The organism is Micromonospora xinjiangensis (genome assembly GCF_056150165.1).
Map to the genome: position 1 here is coordinate 535218 of NZ_JAXCFO010000005.1, position 22503 is coordinate 557720.

The window sequence follows — 22503 nt, forward strand, 5'->3', positions numbered from 1 at the left end:
GACCGAAACACCGACCTGCGAGACTCGATCCGGAGGTGGTGACATGGTCCTCGTCCGGCCGGAGAACGCACATCAGGCGCGACTGGTCCGGGTGCTGCGCGACGACGGCCCCCGGTCCCGGGTGGAGTTGGGCGACGTCCTGGGCCTGTCCCGGTCGACGCTGGTCGCCGAGGTGGACCGGCTCGTCGCCCGCGGCCTCGTCGAGGTCGCCGGGCCGGCCGCGTCCCGTGGCGGGCGGCGGTCCGCCCTGCTCCGGCTCTCCAGCGCGATGCGCTTCGCGGGCGTGGTCGTCGAACCGACCCGCATCGGCGTGGCGGTGACCGACGGCGAGCTGAACGTGCTGGCCGAGACCGCCGAGCCGGTGGACGTGGCCGACGGGCCGGACGCGGTGATCGGCCGGGCCGTCGAGTTGGTCGAGAAGCTCCGCGCCGAGCTGGGCGTGGACGAGCTCACCGGGGTGGGCCTCGCCCTGCCCGGCCCGGTGGACGTCGACGCCGGCAGCTCCGCGGCGCCCGCGGTCCTGCCGGGCTGGCAGCGGTTCCCCGTCCGGGACGCGCTCACCGCCGCGCTGCGCTGCCCCGTGGTGGTCGACAACGACGCGAACGTGCGGGCCGTCGCCGAGCAGCACGCGGGGACCGGCCGGACGTTCGACGACTTCCTCTACCTGAAGCTCGGCACCGCCATCGGCTGCGGACTGGTGCTCGGCGGGACCCTGTACCGGGGCGCGACGAGCAGCGCGGGCGACATCGCGCACCTGCCGTTCGGTGAGGACGGCCCGCCCTGCGCCTGCGGCGAGAGCGGCTGCCTCGAGGCGTACTGCGGCGACGCCGCGCTGGTCCGGTCGGCACTGGCCGCGGCCCGGTCGGGGCGGTCCGCCGCGCTGGCCGACCGGTTGGCCGCGGCCGGCACCCTTACCGTGGCGGACGTCGCCGCGGCGGCCACCGCGGGCGACCCGGCCGCGCAGACGATCGTCCGCGACGCCGCCCGTCGCCTCGGCCGGCTGCTGGTCGGCCTGGTCAGCTTCTTCAACCCCGGGATCGTCGTGATCGGCGGGGCGGTGGACGGGCTCGGCCACATCCTGCTCGCCGAGATCCGGGCCGTGGTCTACCGGCGCTCGGCGCCGCTGGCCACCGGCACGATGCCGATCGTCCTCTCCGACCTGGCCGGCCGGGCCGGGCCGGTGGGCACGGCACGGCTGGTCAGCGAGCACCTCTTCGCCGCCGGCTGACCCGGGGACCGCGCACGGTCGGCCCCCGGGCCCGCCGCGGGCCTCAGTCCTTGCTGCTGAACGCCGCGTCGAACGCGGCCGACGGGGCGTCGAAGGCGAGCTTGCGGACGAACTGGAGCGCCTCGGGGGCACCCACGAGCCGGTCCATGCCGGCGTCCTCCCACTCGATCGAGATCGGGCCGTCGTAGCCGATCGCGTTCAGCGCCCGGAAGCAGTCCTCCCAGGGCACGTCGCCGTGGCCGGTGGAGACGAAGTCCCAGCCGCGCCGCAGGTCGGCCCACGGCAGGTGCGAGGAGAGCCGGCCACGTCGCCCGTCGCCGGTGCGGACCTTCGCGTCCTTGCAGTCGACGTGGTAGATCCGGTCGGCGAAGTCGAAGATGAAGTTGACCGGGTCAAGCTCCTGCCAGACGAAGTGCGACGGGTCCCAGTTCAGCCCGAACGCGGGCCGGTGCCCGATCGCCTCCAGGGTCCGCTTCGTGGTCCAGTAGTCGTACGCGATCTCGCTCGGGTGCACCTCGTGCGCGAAGCGCACCCCGACCTCGTCGAACACGTCGAGGATCGGATTCCACCGGTCGGCGAAGTCCTGGTAGCCGCGCTCGATCATCGACGGCGGCACCGGCGGGAACATCGCCAGGGTGTGCCAGATCGACGAGCCGGTGAAGCCGACGACCGTCTTCACGCCGAGCTTCGCCGCCGCCCGGGCGGTGTTCTTGATCTCCTCCGCGGCCCGCTGGCGGACCCCTTCGGGCTCACCGTCGCCCCAGATCCGCGCCGGCAGGATGTCCTGGTGCCGCTCGTCGATGGGGTGGTCGCAGACGGCCTGCCCGACCAGGTGGTTGGAGATCGTGTAGACCTTCAGGTTGTGCTTGGCGAGGGTCTCCCGCTTGCGGTCGACGTACGAGTCGTCGGCGAGGGCCTTGTCGACCTCGAAGTGGTCGCCCCAGCAGGCGATCTCCAGCCCGTCGTAGCCCCACTCGGAGGCGAGCCGGCACACTTCGTCGAACGGAAGGTCGGCCCACTGGCCGGTGAAGAGCGTGATGGGTCGCGCCATTGTCCTTCTCTCCCCTGTGGTGATGGGGATTCCGTGCGGGCGGACCGGGGCGAGGGGACCGGTCGAACCGGTGTGTGGCGTGACCGCGAGGCCCGCCGGCGGGTGCGGGAGCACCTGGGCCCGCCGGGTTGCGCCTCCCGCCGGGTCGCCGGCGACCGGAACGGCCGCCGTCCCCAACTCTAGGTGCCCCGGCGGGCCAAGAAAACCCCCGCCCCGCTCCTGCCTTCGCTCCCTGCCCTCCCCGCGATCCCGCGGTATCGGCGCCTCGTCCCCCGGTGCCGGCCGGAGCTTCGGGGCACGAACCGCGAGATCGCGGAGGGCTCACGCTAGGGCAGGGTCCACTTCTGGTTCGCCGCGCCCGTGCAGGTCCACAGGTGCACCGGCGTGCTGTCGGCCGAGTTGTTGCCGGAAACGTCCAGACACTTGCCCGACTGCGGATTACGCAACGTCCCGTCGACCTGCGCCGACCAGTTCTGCGCACCCGTACCGTTACACGTCCACAACTGGATCTTCGTACCGTCCGCCGAACCACCACCCGACACGTCCAGACACTTCCCCAACGCCCGCACCGTCGAGTTCGGCGTCACCGACCACGTCTGCGCCGCACTCCCGTTGCACGTGTAGATCTGGATCTGCGTACCGTCAGCCGTGCCGCTGTTGCGCACGTCCAGGCACTTGCCCGCCAGACCCCGGATCGGCCCGGTGCCGGGCGTGCCGCCACCGCCGCCGTCCCGCACCAGCGTGAAGTCGTCCACGTCGAAGAGCCCGGTGCCCGACCCGGTGAAGGTCAGGTAGAGGTTCTGCGCCCCGGACGGCACACCGGAGAGGGCGGTGCTGACGTCGGCGAAGGTGTTCCAGCCCCCGGTGTTGGGCACCGCCACCGAGCCGAGCACGGTGCCGGTCGGTGACCCGGTGCGGACCTGGATGGTGCCGCCCGGTCCGCCGGAGACGACCCGGGCCCGGAACGAGGTGACGCCGGTGAGGTCGACACCGTTGTACGCCGCCCAGTCGCCCGGCTCGATGTAGCCGATCGTCTGCCCGCCGTTCGCCCCGCCCTTGCCGACCGGGCTGACCCCGTTGGCCGAGCTGTACGCCTCGGCCTGCACGGTCACGTTCCCGGTGGGCGGGGGCGTACCGCCGAGCTCCTTGATCCGGATGTTGCGGAAGGAGACGTCGTCCCCGGTGCCGTGGTTCTGGATGCCGATGTGCCCGGCGAGCGAGCGGACCGGATCGGTGTTGGTGAAGTCGTTGATCTTCACGCCGTTGAGGAAGACCTGGAGCCGCTCGCCCTCGACGAGCAGCTCGTAGGTGTTCCACTCCCCGGCCGGGTTCAGCGCCGCGTCCCGGGCCGCGATGTCGGCCGACTTGAACGTGTAGACCGCGCCGGTGGTCCGGTCGACCGCGTCGGTGGGGTCGATCTGGATCTCGTAGCCGTTGTTGACCGCCGACCAGGGGTCACTCGACGGCGGGAAGCCGATGAAGACACCGGAGTTGTCGTCGCCGGCGAGACGCCAGTCCAGCTTCAGGGAGTAGTTGGTGAACTGCTTCGCGCTGTACCAGAACAGGCCCATCCCGCCGACCGAGGTGAGCGTGGCGTCGGCGTTGGTGAAACTGCCCGGCCCGGCCTGCGACCAGCCGGTGGTCGAGCCGTTGTAGAGGGTGGTGTAGCCCGTCTCCGGCCGGCAGTCGGCCTTCGCCCGTCCGGCGGCGTAGCGGATGCCGCCGAGGAGGTGGGCACGGAAGGCCGGCTCGGCGTACGACGCCTGGGTGTGGCCGCCGCCGGTGTAGAAGGACCGGCCGCCGTTGTACGTCTTGCACCACGAGTGCGGGTGGTCGGCGCCCATCGAGCCGCCCGAGTAGGAGGACTCGTCGAGGGTCGCCAGCACGCGCGCCGTGGAGCGGGCGTTGGTCTGGTAGTTGTACCACTCGTCGGTGCGGGTCCAGGTCTGCGGCAGGTGCGCGGTCGCCGCGTGCCCCCGGTGCTCCACCTTCACGTTGGCCTGCTGGATGGCCGGGTGCGAGGCGAAGTACGCCCCGACCAGGTTGCCGTAGAACGACCAGCCGTACTCGGTGTCGGCGGCGGCGTGCACGCCGACGTACCCGCCGCCCGAGCCGATGTACGACTCGAAGGCGGTCTGTTGGCTGGCGTTGAGCACGTCGCCGGTGGTGTTCAGGAAGACCACCGCCTCGTACTGGGCGAGGTTGGCGGTCGTGAAGGCGCCGGCGTCCTCGGTCGCGGTGACGGTGAAGCTGTTGGCCGCGCCGAGGTCACGGATGGCCTGGGTGCCGACCGCGATCGAGTCGTGGCGGAAGCCCGCGGTCTTGGAGAAGACCAGGACGTCGTAGGGGGCGTCGGCGGCGCTGGCCGGGGTGGCCGGGGTGGTGCAGGCGATGACGGCGAGGGCGGCGGTGGCCCCGCCGAGGACGGTACGCAGGAGTCTGCGCATCTCAGCTCTCCTCAGGATCGGTCGGGAGGGGCCCCTCGTCCACGGTACGCATCGACGGGGGCCCGCTCCGCTCAACTCAGGGCAGGACCCACTTCTGGTTCGCCGCGCCCGTGCAGGTCCACAGGTGCACCGGCGTGCTGTCGGCCGAGTTGCTGCCGGAAACGTCCAGACACTTGCCCGACTGCGGATTACGCAACGTCCCGTCGGCCTGCGCCGACCAGTTCTGCGCACCCGTACCGTTACACGTCCACAACTGGATCTTCGTACCGTCCGCCGAACCACCACCCGACACGTCCAGACACTTCCCCAACGCCCGCACGGTCGAGTTCGGCGTCACCGACCACGTCTGCGCCGCACTCCCGTTGCACGTGTAGATCTGGATCTGCGTACCGTCAGCCGTGCCGGCGTTGCGCACGTCCAGGCACTTGCCCGCCAGACCCCGGATCGGCCCGGTGCCGGGCGTGCCGCCACCGCCGCCGGTCACGAGCGTGAAGGTGTCCACGTCGTAGAGCGCGCCGGTGCCCGACCCGGCGAACGTCAGGTAGAGCGTCGTGGTGCCGGCGGGCGGGTTGGTGACCGTGCCGGTGACGGTGGTGAAGGTGTCCCAGGCGCCGGTCACGGGGACGGTGGCCGAGCCGATCACGGTGCCGGTTGCCGAGCCCGTCCGGAGTTGGAGGGTGCCGCCGGCCCCGGCCGACGAGACCCGGGCGGTGAACGAGGTGACGTTGCTGACCTGGTACGGCTCGAAGGCGATCCAGTCGCCGTTGTTGATGTCGCCGACGGTCCTGCCGCCCTCGGCCGCGGCCTTGTCGAAGGTGTTGATCCCCGACGAGGTCTTGAAGTGCTCGGCCTGGCGGTGGCGGGGCTGGAGGATGTGCTGGGTGTGGGTGGTCAGCCCGCCCGCGTCGGTGTACTCGGCGTCGAAGATGGCGAAGATGTTCGCCGCGTAGTCGTGCTCGCCGTCGACCGGGATGGTGATGGTCCCGGAGCAGCCGTTCTGCGAGGTGATCTGGTGCCCGTGCTGGTCGTGACCGAGCACGTAGGTCATCTTGACCTTGCCGCAGTCGACGGCGCCGTCCTCCGGGTCGGTGACGGTGATGCTGAACGGCACCGCGTCGCCGAAGGAGAAGAGCTTGCCGTTGCCGGGGCTGGTGATGGTCACCGTCGGCGCGGTGTTGCCGACGTTGATCGTCACGCTGGCGTTGCCGGTGGCGCCCTGCGGGTCGCGTACCGTCAGCGTGGCCGTGTACGTCCCGTTGGCGGTGTAGGTCTTCGTCGGATTGGCGGCCGTGGAGGTGGTGCCGTCGCCGAAGGCCCACTGGTAGGTCAGCGCGCCGCCGTCGGGGTCGGACGAGCCGGCCGAGGAGAACGCCACCGTCAGCGGCGCCGCCCCGGACGTCCGGTCGGCCGTCGCGCGGGCCGTCGGCGCGCGGTTGCCGCCGCCGATGTGGTCGAACCGGTAGAGCGCCGAGTTCGCGTCGCCGTTGAAGTAGCCGGTGCCGTAGTCGAGCACGTAGTACGCGCCGTCCGGGCCGAAGGCCGAGTCCATCACCTGCTTGCCGGTCCACGGGAAGCTGTCGATGGTGCCCCGGCTGCCGTCGGCGTTGACGTGGATCGGCTTGATCCAGCCGCGGCCGAACTCGGTGGCGAAGAACTGCCCGTCGAAGGACTGCGGGAACTTGGTGGTCGAGGGGTTGGCGGCGTCGTACCGGTAGACCGGGCCGCCCATCGGCGACTCGGAGCCGCCGCCGAACTCGGTCGGGCTGCCGGCGTCGCCGCCGTAGCGGATCCAGGCGGGCTGCGCGGGCGGCAGGGTGGCGCGGCCGGTGTTGCGGAACGAGTTGTTGGTCGGCCCGCCGGTGCAGTTGAACTTCGGGCCGGTGGCGTTGGTGGCGAAGTTCCACTCGTTGTACGTCTCGGAGCTGGTGTTGGTGCCCGTGCAGTACGGCCAGCCGTAGTTGCCCGGGCCGGTGACCCGGTTGAACTCGACCTGGCCGGCGGGGCCCCGGGTGGCGCTCGTGGAGCCGGCGTCCGGGCCGTAGTCGCCGACGTAGACGATGCCGGTGGCCTTGTCCACGCTCATCCGGAACGGGTTGCGGAAGCCCATCGCGTAGATCTCCGGGCGTGCCCCGCTCGTGCCGGCCGGGAAGAGGTTGCCGGCCGGGATGGAGTACGTCCCGTTGGCGTTCACCTTGATCCTGAGGATCTTGCCTCGCAGGTCGTTGGTGTTGCCGGCGCTGCGCTGCGCGTCGTAGCCGGGGTTGCGGTTGGTGCGCTCGTCGATCGGCGCGTACCCGGCGGAGTCGAACGGGTTGGTGTCGTCGCCGGTGGAGAGGTAGAGGTTCCCGGCGGCGTCGAAGTCGATGTCTCCGCCGACGTGGCAGCAGAGGCCGCGGTCGGCGGGCACGTCGAGCACGTCGACCCGGCTCGCCTGGTTGAGCGTGAAGTCGGCGTTGAGGGTGAAGCGGGACAGCCGGTTGACGCCCTGCCAGGCGGAGAAGTCGGTGCCGGTGGCCGGCGCGTCACCGGCGGGGGTGCTCAGCGGCGGGGCGTAGTAGAGGAAGATGTGCCGGTTGCTGGCGAAGCCCGGGTCCACCCCGACGCCCTGCAGGCCCTCCTCGTCGTGGGTGTAGACGGGGACCGTGCCGATCACCGTGGTGGCGCCGTTGGCGTCGGTGCGGCGCAGCGTGCCGTTGCGCGCGGTGTGCAGCACCGAGCGGTCCGGCAGCACGGCCAGCGACATGGGCTCGCCCATCTCGGCGACGCCGCGGGCGAGTTCGACCTGCTGGAAGTCGGTGGCGTTGATCGGATGGGCCTGGGCCGGCGTGGGGCCGCCGAGGGCGGCCGGACCGGCGCCGAGGGCGACCGTGCCGGCCGCGGCGACCAGCAGCAGCGCCGAGCCGGCGGAGAACCATCGTCGGGGTCGGTGGTGGTGTCTGTCCGAGATGGACATCGAGGTGTGTCCCTTCCTGACGGTGGACAGCCAGGGCGGGGCGCGCGCCGACGCGCCGGAAGCCGTAGCGGAGTTGCGGCGGGGCCGCCGGGAGGTGCCGACCCGGGCGGCCGTGAGCCTCCGACGGTGGAGCCACCCGCGCGGAGGTTCACCTGTCGATGGGTTACCGCGCCGCCGGTTCACCTCGACGAAACAGTGTGGTATTGGCCACGAGGTTAAGTGGCATACGTCGATGTGTCCATACCTTCTGGTGAACCATCCCGGACTTTCGCTCGATCGGTCGAAAGTCGCGCACGCGTCCCCCGCCGGCCACCGTCCGCGCGCCGGTCAGGAACGGCGGTCGATCGCCTGCTCCGCCAGACTCTGGAGGGCCGCCCGGGTCTCGGCGTCCACCGGCGCGCACCCCAGGGCAGCCAGCGCCGCGTCCGTACGGACCCGGATCATCTGCTCGATGCGTTCCCGCGCGCCGGTCGCCTCGATGATCGCGCGCAGCTCCGCGGCGCCGTCGGCGTCCAGGTCCGGATTGCCGAACAGCTCGCGCAGCCGGGCCGTCTGCGTCCGGTCCGCCGCGCTGCGGGCCAGCGCCATCATGACGGTGGGCTTGCCCTCCCGCAGGTCGTCCAGGATCGACTTGCCGGTCACGGCCGGGTCGCCGAAGACGCCGAGGACGTCGTCCCGCAGCTGGAACGCGTCGCCGAGCGGGTCACCGAACTCGGCGAACGCGTCGACCAGCTCCGGCGGCCCGCCCGCGAGCGCGGCGCCGATCTGCAGGGGGCGGGTCACGGTGTAACGGGCGGCCTTCATCCGGATCACGGTCAACGCGCTGGCCACCGAGCCGTCCCCGACACCGGAGACCAGGTCCAGGTACTCCCCCGCGATCACCTCGGTACGCATCACCGCGAACATCGCGTACCCCCGGTGCACCTGCTCGGTGGGCAGGCCGCACTCGTGGAACATCTGGTCCGACCAGGCGGCGCAGAGGTCCCCGCAGAGCAGCGCCGTGTTGCGTCCGTACGCCTCCGGATCGCCCCGCCACGAGGAGCGGGCGTGCAGGTCGGCGAAGAGCCGGTGCACGGACGGCTCACCCCGACGGCGGTCGCTGCCGTCGAGGATGTCGTCGTGGATCAGCGCGAACGCGTGGAACAGCTCCAGGGCGGCCGACGCCACCACGATCGGGGTGCCGTCCTCACCGCCGGCGCCACGCCAGCCCCAGTAGCAGAAGAGCGGGCGCAGCCGCTTCCCGCCGGCCAGCACGAAGCGGTGCAGCGCGGTGAAGACCCCGCGGGGGGCGCCGTCGGGCCAGTCCGGCCCCTGACGGTCGAGGAACGCGGCCAGCTCGGCGTCGAAGCGGGCGCGCAGCCCGCTCGCGTCGGTCGGCGCGACGGTGACCGTCACCGCCCCTCCCCCGGTGCGGTGCCCGGGAGCCCGGCCAACTCCAGCAGGAGCCCCTTCACCTCCGTGGCCGCGATCCGCTCCCGCGCGGCGGCCGGGTCCGAGCAGAGCAGCACCGGGGCGTCCGCCGGGTGGGCCGGCAGCCGGCCGTGGGAGCCGCGCACGGCCCGCGCGCCCGCGTCGAGACCCACGGCGCTCATGAGGTAGCGCATGCCGAGCTTCTTGCGGGCCAGCGCCACGGCCGCGCGGCGCTTCGCGGCACCCGGGGCGGCCGGGTCGAAGAAGAGCTCCGCGGGGTCGTAGCCGGGCTTGCGGTGGATCTCCACGAGCCGGGCGAAGTCCGGCGCCCGGGCGTCGTCCAGCCAGTAGTAGTACGTGAACCACGCCTCCGGTTCGGCGACCAGCACCAGCTCCCCGGCGCGCGGGTGGTCCAGGCCGTGCGCCGCCTTGCCCTCGGCGTCCAGCACCTCCGCCACACCGGGAAGGCCCGCGCAGAGCTTCGCCACCGCCGGCACGTCCGCCGGGTCCCGGACGTACACGTGCGCGACCTGGTGGTCGGCGACCGCGAAGGCCCGGGAGGTCCACGGGTCCAGGTACTCCATCCCGGCCTGGGTGTGCACCCGCAGCAGTCCCTCGGCCCGCAGCAGCCGGTTGACGTCGACCGGTCGGGAGACGTCGGTGATGCCGTACTCGGAGAGCGCCACCACGGTCGCGTCCCGCGCGGCGGCGGCGTCCAGCAGCGGGCCGAGCACCTCGTCCAGCTCGGCCGCCGCGGCGGCGGCGCGCGGCGACGAGGGGCCGTGCCGTTGCAGGTCGTAGTCCAGGTGCGGGACGTACACCAGGGTCAGGTCGGGCGCCTGGTCGGTGAGGATCTGCTCGGCCGCCCGGCAGATCCACGCCGACGAGGCCAGCCCGGCGCCCGGGCCCCAGTAGCTGAAGAGCGGGAACGTGCCGAGCCGGCCGGTGAGCGCCTCGTGCAGCTGCGGCGGGTCCGTGTAGCAGTCCGGCTCCTTGCGCCCGTCGGCGTAGTAGACGGGGCGCGGGGTCACCGTCCAGTCCACGTCGGCGCCCATCGCGTACCACCAGCAGACGTTCGCCACGGTGTAGCCGGGCTCGGCCCGGCGGGCCGCCTGCCACAGCTTCTCCCCACCCACCAGCGCGTTGTGCTGCCGCCAGAGCAGCACCTCACCTAGGTCGCGGAAGTACCAGCCGTTGCCCACGATGCCGTGCCCGGAGGGCAGCTCCCCGGTCAGGAAGGTCGACTGCACCGAGCAGGTCACCGCGGGCAGCACCGTGCCCAGCTCCGCCCGGAAGCCCCCCTCGGCGACGGCCCGTAGCCGCGGCATGTGCGCCAGCAGCCGCGGGGTCAGCCCCACCACGTCCAGCACCACCAGTCGACGACTCATGCCGGCACCTCGCTCCGCTCCACGCCGCTTCGCGGCACTGGTCGATCCACTCGCGAAACCCCCGTGGGCGGCGAGCCGGCCGGCGCGAGCCCGAGCGCGGTCAGCTCGGTGTGCGCGAAGGCCAGCTCGGCCGCGATCCCCGCGGCCAGCTCCGCGTCGGTGCGCGGCCGCCGCGCCGGCGGCAGCACACCCCACGTGTACGTCTCGACGTCGAGGTGGTCGCAGCCGGCGTCCGGGCCGGCGTAGAGCGCGGCCAGCGCGGCGCGCAGCACCGGCACGGTCGACTCCAGCGGCGGCTCGGGCGGGGCGTGCAGGGGTACGTGGTAGTGCACCCGCCAGCGCCCGGGCAGCCGCGCGTCGAGAGCGGCGTCGAGGTCGTCCGCCGCGTACGCCGGGTCGGCCGGGTCACCGCCGCCCGCGCAGGCGGCGGCCCGCGTCTGGTGCAGGAAGCGGGGCTCGACCCAGCGCCGCAGCGCGTCGGCGGAGGCGACCGGGTCGGCGGCCTCCAGCGCGGCCGAGACCTGCACCTTCACCACCGGCAGGCCGGCGGCGCGCAGCCGGGCCAGCGCCTCGGCCGGCTCCTCCCAGGCACACGCGAGGTGCGCCAGGTCCACGCAGACCCCCAGCCGCTCACCGTCCATGCCGGACAGTATTCCGACGGTCTGTTTCGTGCTCTCGACGAGACAGCCCGGCTCCGGCTCGAATCCGACCCGGATCCGCCGGCCGGTGTCCCGCTCCACCTCGGCCAGGCCGGCGGCGAGCTGGTCCAGCCGGTGACGGGCCGCCTCGGCGCGCGCGTCGTCCCACGGCTCCCGCCACGCCAGCGGCAGGGTGGAGATCGAGCCGCGGGCCGCGTCGTCCGGGAGCAGGTCCGCGAGCACCCGGGCCAGGTCGAGGGTGTACGCGAGGCGCCGCGGCGTGGTCCAGTCCGGGTGGTACACGTCGCCCTTGACCACCGGGGCCTGGAACGCCGCGTACGGGAAGCCGTTGAGCGTGACCACCTCCAGACCCCGCGCGGTCAGCTCGGCCCGCAGCCGCCGGCGGGCGGCCGGCTCGGCGGCCAGCTCGGCCGCGACCGGGGCGGCCAGCCAGAGTCCGAGGCCGAGTCGGTCGGCGCCGAGCGCCTCCCGGACGGGCACGGCGTAGGTGTCCAGTTGGGCGAGGATGCCGGCGAGGTCCTCGGCCGGGTGCACGTTGGTGCAGTAGCCGAGGTGCACGATCTCGCCGGAGGGGTGCCGTAGTCGCATCAGCTCCCCCCGCGCAGGATCGAGTTGCCGGCGAAGGTCGCGGCCGGCGGGTCGCCGAGGTCCGCCTCGGCCAGGTCGAGCCGCCCGGACTGGCCGTAGAACTCGACCGGGTTGCGCCAGAGCACCCGGTCGACGTCGTCGTCGCCGAAACCGGCCGCGAGCATCACCTCGGCGGTCGCCCGGGTGAGCAGCGGGTCGGAGCGCCCCCAGTCGGCCGCCGAGTTCACGAGCATCCGCTCGGTGCCGTACTCCCGCAGGATCTCCACCATCCGCGGCGGCGACATCTTGGTGTCGGGGTAGATGGAGAAGGCCAGCCAGCAGCCGGTGTCCCGGGCCAGCTTCACGGTCACCTCGTTGAGGTGGTCGAGCACCACCCGGCCCGGCTCGATGCCGGACTCGCGGACCACGGCGAGGCTGCGCTCCACGCCCCGGGCCTTGTCCCGGTGCGGGGTGTGCACCAGCGCCGGCAGGTCGTGCGCCACGGCGAGGGCGAGCTGGGCGGCGAACGCCTCGTCCTCCTCCGGGGTCATCGAGTCGTACCCGATCTCCCCGACCGCCACCACCCCGTCCTTCTCCAGGTAGCGGGGCAGCAGGTCGAGCACCGGGCGGCAGCGCGGGTCGTTGGCCTCCTTGGGGTTCAGGGCGATGGTCGCGAAGTGCCGGACGCCGAACTGGCCGGCCCGGAACGGTTCCCAGCCGACCAGGGAGTCGAAGTAGTCGGTGAAGGAGGCGGGGCTGGTGCGGGGCTGGCCCAGCCAGAAGGCCGGCTCCACCAGCGCGCGGACCCCGGCGGCGGCCATCCGCTCGTAGTCGTCCGTGGTACGCGAGGTCATGTGGATGTGGGGGTCGAAGATGCGCATCACGCCTCCCTGGCGGTGGATCGGCCGGAGCCGGCGGTGAGCCGGTCGAGCAGGTCGGTGGCGTCGGCGGGCATGTTCCGCCCGGCGGCGTGCCGTTCGGCGGCCAGTCCGGCGAGCATCATGGCCAGCTCGGCGTCGGCGCGGGTGTCGAGGTCGGCCACGACGGCGAGCGGCACCCCGGTGAAGACGCACTTCAGCACGGCCTGCCGCCAGGCGGCGTCCTCGAGGTGGCGGGCGTACGGGCCGAGCGCGGCGGCGAGCAGCCGCGTGTCGTTGGTGCGGATGGCGTCGTGGAGCAGGGGCACGGCGTCGGCGCCGACCGGCAGCAGCGGCAGGGCCTTCAGGACGGCGCGCTTCTCGGCCGCGTCGCCCTGCCGGTAGAGGGTGTCGGCGTACCGGGCGTGGTCGGCGGGGAGCGCGGCGAGCAGCAGGGCCCGGGCGGCCTCGTCGGCCGTCCAGCCGGGCGCCTCGGGCAGCTCGTGCCGGCCGCAGCGGCGACCGGCGGCCGGAAAGAACCGGTTGACCGTCGTCGGCTCGGCCGCCACCTGGCGCACGGCCGTCTCCAGCCAGTCCGGGTCGGGTACGCCCCGCAGGGCCGCCCGGAGATGATCCACTGTCATCGTGCCTCCCCTCGGCGCCGCTCCTGGAACGGGAGCCTGCGCGGTATCGCCGTGGGCGCCCGGGCGTCCCCTCGCCCCGACGCCGCGTCGCGGGCACGGCGGTCGTGCGGCCGGTGCCGGGGTGGCACGGCGGCTACCGCCGCGCGCCACGTCGCGGACCGGGTCACGACGCGCCGGCGGCCGAGACCGCGGGCGCCGGCGTGGGTACGCCTCGGACCCCTCTGCTCCGTACCTACATACGCACCGGGGCCGTTCCGGTCGGCGGCGCGTCGGCGGGTGCGGAGCTGAGGGGCGCGGTGGTGCCCGCGCGGGCCGTCCGGGTCGCGGCGGGCGGCACCCGACGCTCCGGTGCGGCTCGGGTGTGGAGGTGCGGCGCCCGGTCCTCCGGTGCGGCTCGGGTGCCGGCTGCCGGGCGCGAGCCATCGGCGGCCTGGGCGGGCAGGACCGGGGAGGCCGCGCGGGCCGGCGGGCCGGCCGGGGCCGGCAGGGTGCGCGCCCGGGCGGCGGCCGCGCGCAGGAACTCCAGCGAGCGCGCGGCGACGGCGGGCGCCGCGTGGGAGTGCCGGGGCAGCTCCACGGCGACCAGGCCGCGGTAGCCCGCGTCGTCCAGCGCGCGCAGCACCGGCGGGAAGTCGATCTCGCCCTCGCCGAACTCGAGGTGCTCGTGCACACCCCGGCGCATGTCGTCGATCTGCACATTGACCAGGTGCTCGGCCACCTCGTGCACGCAGTCGGGCACCGGCGCCGGCTCCAGGCAACGGCAGTGCCCGATGTCGAGGGTGATGCCGAAGCGGGGCGGGTCGTCGAGGGCCGCGCGGAGCCGCCGCCAGCCGGCGATGTCCTCCACCAGCATGCCCGGCTCCGGCTCGAAGCCGAGCCGCACCCCGGCCCGGTCGGCGGCGTCGACCACGGTCGCGCAGCCGGCGACGAGCCGGTCCCAGGCGGCCCGCGGCGGGACCGTCTCGGGGCGTACGCCGGCCCAGAACGAGACCGCCTCGGCGCCCAGGTCGGCGCCGACCCGGACGGCCCGGCGCAGGAACTCGACGCGACGGGTCGGATCGTCGTGCAGCAGCGTCGGCGCGTGCTTGTGCCACGGGTCGAGCAGGTAGCGGGCACCCGTCTCGATCATGACGGCGAGGCCGAGGGCGTCGAGGCGTCGCCGGAGCGCGGTCACCCGCCGGGGCAACCCCGGCGCGAAGGGGTCCAGGTGGTCGTGGTCGAGGGTGAGCGCCACCCCGTCGTAGCCGAGGTCGGCGATCACGGCGAGCGCGTCGTCCAACCGGTGGTTGGCGAAGCCGTTGGTGCCGTACCCGAAGCGCAGCCCCGCTCCGTCGCCCGCCCGGATGCTCCGGCGGGTGGCGGGATCGGGGGTGGGGGCGGTCATGTCGGGGAGACCTTCCGGGCCAGCCGCCGCCCCAGCGGGGCCGCGGCGGCGACCGCCAGCCCCAGCAGGCCGGCCCCACCGCGCGCGGTGAGCGCGCCCTGCAACGCGGGCAGCCCCGTGATGCCGGCGCCGACCGCGGCGCGCACGCGACCGGCGGTGGGCTCGGCGACCACCCGGGCCTGCGCCGCGCCGTAGCCGGCGGCGTACCACGCGGCCAGCGCCGCCGGCACGACCGCGGCGAGCGCGGCGCGACGCGAGCCCGGTGCGGGCCCGTGCGACGCGCCTCGGCGGGACCAGCGTCGGCGCGCCCGGGCCGGCGCCGGACCCGCCTCGGCCGCCGCGAGGTGCGCCGGGTCAGGGCCGGCGGGGCCCGGCCAGGACGCGCCGCCGGCCGGGGCGGATTCGCCCCGGAACGGGCGGCGGCGCGCGGCTCCGGCGGCGGTCGCCGCGACCACGGCGGTGCCCGCGAGGGTGCCCAGCGGCAGGGCCGGGTCGGCGCCGGTGACCTCCCGACGGGAGAGCGCGGTGACCGTCCAGGTGTGCGCGGCCACGGTGAGCGCCGCCGGCAACGCCCGGCTCAGCCGGCCACCGCTCGCGCCGAGCAGCACGTCCAGCCCCCGGCACGCGGCCATCACGGCGGGGCCGGCGGCGGTGTTCTTCGCGCGCAGGTCGTACCCCCAGACGCTGGCGGCCAGCGGCACCGCGACCGCCGCCGCGCGCCGGCCGCCGGCAGCGCCGGCCAGGGCGAGCCCGGCGGCGGTGAGGCCCGCCGCCAGGCCGACCGCGGCGCCGGGGCTGACCCGGCCGCTGGGGATCGGCCGCTCCGGCCGCTCGACGGCGTCCAGGCCCCGGTCCGCCCAGTCGTTCGCGGCCATCCCGGCCCAGTAGAGCAGCACGGAGGCGCCGGCGAGGGCGGGCGTACGCCGGTCGAGCACGCCGGCAGCGGCGGCGCCGGCGACGACGTCACCGGGGACCGAGAGCGCGGCCGGCGCGCGGACCAGCTCGACGAGGTCAGCGAGCGTGGCCATCGGCGCTCCCCTGCCCGGCGTGCAGCTCGCGGGTGAACTCCGCCAGCCGGGCCCACTGCTCGGCCAGCGAGTGGGTCGACGCGCCGAGCGGGTCCTTGAAGAAGAACGCCAGCTCGGTGAGGGGGCCGACCCGGCCGGCCGCGTGGGCGGCCGCGGTGAGTCGCGCCAGGTCGAGCACCAGTGGCGCGGCGAGCGCCGAGTCGCAGCCGTGCCAGGTGAACTCCATCCGCATCCGGGTGTCGAGGAAACCGGAGAAGGTCACCAGGTCCCAGGCGGTCTTGAAGTCGCCGAGGTCCTCCACGAAGTCGATGCGGGTGTCGCCCTGCGGCACGTAGCCCAGCGTCTCGCCGAGCACCCGCTGCTTGCTCTCCACCTTGGCCGCGTTGGCGGCCGGGTCGGCCAGGTTGGCGCCGTCGCCGCCGCCGAGCAGGTTCACCCCGGACCAGGAGCGCACCCGCAGGTGCCGCATCGCGAACATCGGGGCGAGCACGGACTTCACCAGGGTCTCCCCGGTCTTGCCGTCGTGCCCGGCGTAGGGCAGGCCGCGCTCGACGGCCAGCGCGCGCAGCGCCGGCAGCCGGGCGCCCGTGGACGGGGTGAAGTCGACGTACGGGCAGCCGGCCTCCAGCGCCGCGTACGCGTAGAGCGAGCTGGCCGGCAGCACCTCGTCGGGCCCGGCCAGGGCGGCGCGCAGCGCGGCGGGGTCGGCGTGCCCGGGGTGCGGGTGGGCGGCCGGTTCGGTGGCCGAGACGTTGACGACGACCACCCGGTCGAGCCGGTGCCGGTCGCGGAAGTCGGTGAGGTCGCGCGCCGCCGCGGCGGCCCGGTCGGCCTGGGTGGGCCCGGCCGGTGCGGGACGCAGCTCCTCCTCGACCGCGGCCAGCTCGTCGGGGAGCGCGGCGACCAGCCGGCCCGGCACGACACCGGCGGCGGCCAGCGCCTCCGCGCGCTTGGCCAACGGGGTGGTGACCACGTCGTGGCCGCCGAAGACGAGGTCCGCGAAGGCGGGAAGGGCGGGACCGCGCAGGTCGGGAAGCTCGGTGACGCAACCGGTCGGCCCGGCGAGACCGGCCCGCAGCGCGAGCCCTCCGACAACGCTCGTGGTGGCGACCGAGCCACGCGCCCCTATCAGCCAGACACCCGTACGCATGGCACCCCTTCCCCGATCAGGAGAACCGTTGTGCATCGAATTTAATTAATATCAGAATTTGCTTCCGAAAGATATGGGTTTGAGGGGATGGGCCCCGTCCGCCCGTCCGCTCCGGACGGTCCGGCGTCGAAGTCGGCGGCGACGGCGCCGGTCCGGCCCCGGTGCGGGTGCGGACGGACGGGGCTGGCAGGCAGGGTCGGTCGGCGTCTCGACCCTGCCTCCCCCGCATCCGCTCGGGGCGGTGGCCCTCCGCCCCGGCCGGACGTCTCAGTGGCGGCGGCGCGCCGCGGGCCGGCGGGAACAGTCGGTGACAATCGCGCGAGAGGTGGACGGTGCCATCTGGTCCTCCGCATCGTCGAGAGGTGGTGGCGGCCCTCCGGTGCGGCCGGGGAATCCCGGTCCGGCCGCACCGGACAGCCGTCCTGCGTGTGCCACCGGGCGTCGCGGCCCGGGTGCACGCCCTCCGGGTCCGACCTCGTACCGGCCGCGGGGCGCAACCGCGGCCGGCCCTCGCCGGTCGGTCCGGAAAGCTGGTCGGGCGGGGCGGCGTCGCCGCCACCGCGGGGTGGATCGGGGTTCGTGGCCCGGCCGGGAGCGCCGGCCGGGCCGGTCAGACCGCCACCGCGGTCAGTGCCGGCTCCACCTCCGTCCAGGAGGAACCCAGCTCCGCCGAGCGCGTCACCGCGTCCAGCACCAGCTGGACCTGGAGCGCGTCGGCGAAGGACGGCGCCGGATCGGTGCCGGTGGCGATGGCCTCGACGAAGTCGCGCATCTGGTGGGTGAAGGAGTGCTCGTAGCCGATGATGTGCCCCGGCGGCCACCAGGCCGACATGTACGGGTGCTCGGCCTCGGTCACCAGGATGCGACTGAAGCCCTGCTCGGTGCTGGGTCGCGTCGCGTCGTAGAACTCCAGCTCGTTGAGGCGCTCCAGGTCGAACACCACGGTGCCCAACGAGCCGTTGATCTCCACCCGCAGGGCGTTCTTGCGGCCGGTCGCGAACCGGCTCGCCTCGTAGGTGGCGAGCGCGCCACCGTCGAGCCGGGCCAGGAAGAGCGCGGCGTCGTCGACGGTGACCGGGCCGGTGACCGGGCCGGCGCCGTCGAGCACCTGACCGTCGGACGCGCCGTCCACGGTGGCCGCGAGCCCGCTGGAACCGGCCGGCAGCGGCCGCTCCTTGACGAACGTCTCGGTCACCGCGCTGACCCCGGTGATCCGCTGGCCGGTCACGTACTGGGTCAGGTCGATGATGTGCGCGCCGATGTCGCCGAGCGCGCCCGAGCCCGCCCTGTCCTTCTGCAGCCGCCAGACCAGCGGGAACTGCGGGTCCACGATCCAGTCCTGCAGGTACGTCGCGCGGACGTGCCGGATCACCCCGAGCCGTCCGTCGGCGACCAGCTGGCGCATCATCGTGACCGCGGGCACCCGGCGGTAGTTGAACCCGCACATCGACCGCACGCCGGCGGCCTGGGCCTTGGCCGCCGCGGCGGCCATCGCCCTCGCCTCCTCCACCGTGTTGGCCAGCGGCTTCTCACACAGGACGTGCTTACCGGCGGCCAGCGCGGCGAGTGCGATCTCGGCGTGGCTGTCACCCGGGGTGCAGACGTCGACGACGTCGATGTCGTCCCGGTTGACCAGGTCACGCCAGTCCGTGGTGTACGCCTCCCAGCCGAGCCGGTCGGCGGCGTCGGCCACCTTCCCGGCATCCCGGCCGCAGATCAGCGACATCCGGGCCCGCGCCGGCAGGTCGTACACCCGGTTCACGGTGCGCCACGCCTGCGAGTGCGCGGCGCCCATGAACGCGTAGCCGACCATGCCGACCCGCAATTGTTCATCCGTAGTGGACAAGGTGGGTCTCCCCCCAATGTGTCAGAACCCGAGCTTGATGTAGTTGCTCGCGTTCTCCTTCGTGATCGTCTCGGAGGCGAGGATGATCTCCTTGGGCACCTGGAGCTCCACCAGGTCGGACATGCCCTTGCCCTGAGCGATCAACCGGGCCAGCGAGATGGCCGAGGAGGCCATCGACGGGCTGTAGGTGACGGTCGCCTTCAGCACGGTGTTGTCGGCCTGGATGTCCTCGATCGCCTTCTTCGAACCAGCGCCGCCGACCATGAAGAACTCCTTGCGGTTGGCCTGGTTGATCGCGGCCAGCACGCCGATGCCCTGGTCGTCGTCGTGGTTCCAGATCGCGTCGATCTTCGGCAGCGCCCGGAGCAGCTGCGACGCCTCCGCCTGCCCGGAGTCGGCGGTGAAGCGGGCCGCGCGGCGGTTCGCCACCTTCAGCCCGTTCTGGGCGAGGGTGTCGGCGAAGCCCTTCGACCGCTCCTGGGTCAGCTCCAGCTCGTCCATGCCCGCGATCTCGGCGATCACCGGGTTGGTGACGTTCTTGGCCTTGAGCTGGTCGACGATGTAGTGCGCCGCGGCGACACCCATGCCGTAGTTGTCGCCCTTGATCTGAAGCCGGTAGGCGAGGGCGTCGGGGAAGGCCCGGTCCAGGTTCACCACCGGGATGTTGGCCTTCATCGCCTCCAGGCCGGCGGCGTTCAGCTCCTTGCCGTCGTGCGGGAGCATCACGATGATGTCCGGCTTCTGGGAGATCAGCGTGGAGATCGCCGCCCGCTGGGCCGCGGCGTCCGCGCCGGCCTCGACGGTCTTGAACTCCACGTCGGAGTACGCCGCGGCCTGCGCCTTGGCGTTGGTGGTGATGGCGGCGAGCCAGCCGTGGTCGGCGGCCGGGGCGGAGAAGGCCACGACCACGCGCTTGCCCGGCTCCGCGTTGCCGCCCGCCGCGGCGTCGGCGCCCTTGGTCTGCGCGGTGGTCGGCTCGTTGCTCTCGTTGCTGGTGCAGCCGGCCAGTAGCACGCCGGCGCCGACGGCGGCCCCGCCGAAGAGCAGGCGGCGGCGGGACAGGTCGCGATCGTGCTGGGTCATGACGACCTCCTGTATTCGCGGTGGTGGGAGCGGAAAGGGGTGTGCGGGGCCCGGCCACCGTCGCCTGCACGGTGGCCCGGGTGTGGTGCGGTGGGTCAGCTGGTGGTGAGCCTGTTGCGTCCGAGGAACTGGGTGAGGCTGCGGAACTGCAGCTGCTGGAGCAGGACGGCCGCGACGATGATGCCGCCCTTGACCATGTTCTGGGCCTCGGTCGTGAGGCCGTTGATCGCGAAGAGGTTGGTGATCGTCGAGAAGATGATCACCCCGAGCAGGGAGCCGATGATGGTGCCCCGCCCGCCGCTGAGCAGCGTGCCGCCGATGATCGCGGCGGCGATCGCGTCGAGCTCGTAGAGGTTCGCCATCGCCGCCTGGGCGGAGGTCGCCTGGGCGGTGAGCATGATCGCGGCGATGCCGCAGCACAGGCCGGAGAGCGCGTAGAGCATCATCGTGTGCCGCTTCACGTTGATGCCGGCCAGCCGGGCCGCCTCCGGGTTGCCGCCGACCGCCACCGTGCGCCGCCCGAACGTGGTGCGGTTGAGCAGCACCCAGCCGGCGAGCACCACCGCGGCGAGGATGTAGACCAGCAGCGGGATGCCGAGCAGGTTCGTGCTCGCGATGCTGTTGATCGTGTTGTTGTCGGAGACCTGCGTCTGCTTGCCGGAGATCTCGGCGGCCAGACCCCGCGCCGCCACCAGCATCGCCAGCGTGGCGATGAACGGCACCAGCCGCCCGTACGAGATGAGCAGCCCGTTGACCAGGCCGACGGCGAGACCGACGGTGAGCGCGCAGAAGATCATGCCGCCGGCGCCGTAGCTCTGGGTGGCCACCGTGGTCGCCCACACCCCGGCCAGCGCGACGATCGCGCCGACCGAGAGGTCGATGCCACCACCGATGATCACGAAGGTCATGCCCACGGTGACCACGCCGACCACCGAGGCGAGCTGGAGGATGCTGAGGAAGTTGTCCCAGACCCAGTCGGGGTCCGAGTAGAGGTCGGAGCGGGTGAGAGCACCGATCACGATCAGTGCCACCAGCACCCCGATGAGGCCCAGGTTGCGCCGGGCACCCTCGCCGCCCTCGCCGCGCCACCAGGAGAGCTGGCCCGCCGGCCGCTGCCCGGCGAGCGCCGTCTCCGCCGGATCCACCGGCGGAGACTGTGCCGGCAGCTTCGCCGCCCGCTCCGGAGTGGACGTCTCGCTCACGCCGCCACCTCGCTCCACCTCACGCCGGCCCGGGGCTCGACCGCGCTGTATTGACTGTTCGCTCGCTCAGGCTCACTCATGCCGCCGCGCCTTCCATGAGGGACCCCGCCATGACGAGGTCGAGGACGGTGTTCTCGTCGAGTTCGCCGGCCGGGGCCTCGCGGACGACCCGCCCCTCCCGCATGACCAGCACCCGGTCGGCCAGGCCGAGCACCTCGGGGACCTCGCTGGAGACCAGCAGCACCCCGACGCCCTGCTCGGCGAGGGCGCGGATGACCTGGTACAGCTCGGCCCGGGCGCCGACGTCCACGCCGCGGGTGGGCTCGTCGAGCAGCAGCAGCTTCGTGTCGCCGAGCAGCCACCGCCCGACCACCACCTTCTGCTGGTTGCCGCCCGAGAGGGTGCGCACCGCCCGGCGGACGTCACGCGGGCGCAGCTCCAGGCTCTCCGCGATCCGGTCGGCCTCGGCGCGCTCCCGCCCCACGTCCGTGAAGCCCGCCCGGGCGTACCGGGCGAAGGTGGCCAGCGTGACGTTGCGGTAGATGGGCTCGCCGAGCAGCAGCGCCTGGCTCTTGCGCTCCTCCGGCGCCATGCCCATCCCGGCACGCACGGCCGCGCCGACGCTGCCGTTGCGCAGCACCCGGCCGGCCATCCTCACCGTGCCGGCCTCCGCCCGCCGGGCGCCGTAGATGGTCTCCAGAAGCTCGGAACGGCCCGAGCCGACCAGGCCCGCGATGCCCACGATCTCGCCGGGCCGCACCCGCAGCGACACGTCGGCGAACTCGCCGGCGCGGGTCAGCCCGTCGACCTCCAGCAGGTCGGCCTCCGCCGGCTCCGCGTCCGCGGGGCGCTCCGGGAAGACGTACTCGATGGTGCGGCCGGTCATCCGGCTGACCAGGTCGCGGGTCGGAGTGTCCCGGGCCGGCAGGTTCGCCGCGGTGGTGCGGCCGTCCTTGAGTACGGTGACCCGGTCGCCGATCTCGCGGATCTCCTCCAGCCGGTGGGAGATGTAGATGACGGCGATGCCCTGCGCGGTCAGCTCGCGGATGATACGGAACAGGTTGCCGACCTCGTCGTGCGCGAGCACGGCGCTCGGCTCGTCCATGATGATCAGCCGTGCCTCGTGTGACAGGGCACGGGCCATGCTGACGACCTGCTTGCCGGCGGCGGGCAGGGACCGGACCATCCGGTTCGGCGGGATCTCGGCGTGGCCCAGCCGGCCGAGGATCTGCCGGGTGCGCCGCGCCATGTGGCCCCGGCGCACGAAGCCGAACCGGCGCGGCTCGTGCCCGAGGAAGGCGTTCTCCGCGACCGAGAGGTCCTCGACGAGGTCGAGCTCCTGGTAGATGGTGGCGATGCCGGCCCGCATGGCGGCCTGTGGGTTGGCGAAGCTGGTCTGCTCGCCGCGCCACTCGACCTCGCCCGAGTCGGGCCGGTGTACGCCGGAGAGGACCTTGATGAGGGTCGACTTGCCGGCACCGTTCTGGCCGAGGAGGCAGTGCACCTCGCCGGCACGGACCTCCAACTGCACGCCGTCCAGGGCGCGTACGCCCGGGAAGGTCTTGACCACGTCGGTGAGCCGCAGCACCACCTCGCCCGCGACGGT

The 22503-nt window shown here is 73.6% G+C and carries 16 protein-coding genes; 1 reads left to right on the forward strand and 15 read right to left on the reverse strand.

Features of this window, described 5'->3' with window-relative positions:
- The first annotated feature begins 43 nt into the window (after positions 1-43).
- Positions 44-1228, forward strand: a complete 1185-nt coding sequence (locus tag SM573_RS21330) for an ROK family transcriptional regulator (RefSeq protein WP_474616889.1) — start codon at positions 44-46, stop codon at positions 1226-1228.
- Positions 1229-1271: 43 nt separating this feature from the next.
- Here the strand turns inward: SM573_RS21330 and SM573_RS21335 are convergent, their stop codons facing one another.
- The 15 genes from SM573_RS21335 to SM573_RS21405 all read right to left on the reverse strand — a co-directional run bounded on the left by SM573_RS21335 (position 1272) and on the right by SM573_RS21405 (position 22488).
- Entirely contained in the window at positions 1272-2279 is a 1008-nt protein-coding gene (locus SM573_RS21335; protein WP_474612943.1) for a sugar phosphate isomerase/epimerase family protein, read from the reverse strand.
- A gap of 326 nt (positions 2280-2605) precedes the next feature.
- Positions 2606-4726, reverse strand: coding sequence for a ThuA domain-containing protein (locus tag SM573_RS21340; RefSeq protein WP_474616890.1), 2121 nt, complete (start codon positions 4724-4726; stop codon positions 2606-2608).
- Positions 4727-4802: 76 nt separating this feature from the next.
- Positions 4803-7679 carry a ricin-type beta-trefoil lectin domain protein gene (locus SM573_RS21345; RefSeq protein ID WP_474616891.1) on the reverse strand — a complete coding sequence of 959 codons (2877 nt, stop codon included), beginning with the start codon at positions 7677-7679 and terminating at the stop codon, positions 4803-4805.
- A 327-nt stretch (positions 7680-8006) separates the two neighbouring features.
- Complete coding sequence (locus SM573_RS21350; RefSeq protein WP_474612941.1) at positions 8007-9074, reverse strand: polyprenyl synthetase family protein; 1068 nt, start codon at positions 9072-9074, stop codon at positions 8007-8009.
- On the reverse strand, positions 9071-10477 hold the full coding sequence (locus SM573_RS21355; RefSeq protein WP_474612940.1) for an alkaline phosphatase family protein: 1407 nt from the start codon (positions 10475-10477) through the stop codon (positions 9071-9073). Before SM573_RS21355 ends, SM573_RS21350 begins: the two co-directional genes overlap by 4 nt.
- On the reverse strand, positions 10474-11724 hold the full coding sequence (eboE, locus tag SM573_RS21360) for a metabolite traffic protein EboE (RefSeq protein WP_474612939.1): 1251 nt from the start codon (positions 11722-11724) through the stop codon (positions 10474-10476). Before eboE ends, SM573_RS21355 begins: the two co-directional genes overlap by 4 nt.
- Positions 11724-12584, reverse strand: a complete 861-nt coding sequence (locus SM573_RS21365; RefSeq protein ID WP_474616892.1) for a TatD family hydrolase — start codon at positions 12582-12584, stop codon at positions 11724-11726. Before SM573_RS21365 ends, eboE begins: the two co-directional genes overlap by 1 nt.
- On the reverse strand, positions 12584-13204 hold the full coding sequence (locus SM573_RS21370) for an EboA domain-containing protein (protein WP_474616893.1): 621 nt from the start codon (positions 13202-13204) through the stop codon (positions 12584-12586). Before SM573_RS21370 ends, SM573_RS21365 begins: the two co-directional genes overlap by 1 nt.
- A 232-nt stretch (positions 13205-13436) precedes the next feature.
- Positions 13437-14588 carry a sugar phosphate isomerase/epimerase family protein gene (locus tag SM573_RS21375; protein WP_474616894.1) on the reverse strand — a complete coding sequence of 384 codons (1152 nt, stop codon included), beginning with the start codon at positions 14586-14588 and terminating at the stop codon, positions 13437-13439.
- A complete protein-coding gene (locus SM573_RS21380) occupies positions 14585-15616 on the reverse strand; it encodes an SCO3242 family prenyltransferase (RefSeq protein WP_474612935.1) in 1032 nt (343 codons plus the stop codon). The genes SM573_RS21375 and SM573_RS21380 overlap by 4 nt, the downstream gene beginning before the upstream one ends.
- On the reverse strand, positions 15600-16766 hold the full coding sequence (locus SM573_RS21385) for an inositol-3-phosphate synthase (RefSeq protein ID WP_474612934.1): 1167 nt from the start codon (positions 16764-16766) through the stop codon (positions 15600-15602). The genes SM573_RS21380 and SM573_RS21385 overlap by 17 nt, the downstream gene beginning before the upstream one ends.
- A 610-nt stretch (positions 16767-17376) precedes the next feature.
- Positions 17377-18579 (reverse strand): Gfo/Idh/MocA family protein, encoded by a 1203-nt coding sequence (locus tag SM573_RS21390; RefSeq protein WP_474613262.1) that lies wholly within the window; start codon positions 18577-18579, stop codon positions 17377-17379.
- Positions 18580-18633: 54 nt separating this feature from the next.
- Positions 18634-19695, reverse strand: coding sequence for a substrate-binding domain-containing protein (locus SM573_RS21395; protein WP_474612933.1), 1062 nt, complete (start codon positions 19693-19695; stop codon positions 18634-18636).
- Positions 19696-19790: 95 nt separating this feature from the next.
- Entirely contained in the window at positions 19791-20897 is a 1107-nt protein-coding gene (locus SM573_RS21400) for an ABC transporter permease (RefSeq protein ID WP_474612932.1), read from the reverse strand.
- Positions 20898-20973: 76 nt separating this feature from the next.
- Complete coding sequence (locus SM573_RS21405) at positions 20974-22488, reverse strand: sugar ABC transporter ATP-binding protein (RefSeq protein WP_474613261.1); 1515 nt, start codon at positions 22486-22488, stop codon at positions 20974-20976.
- Between the last annotated feature and the right edge of the window lie 15 nt (positions 22489-22503).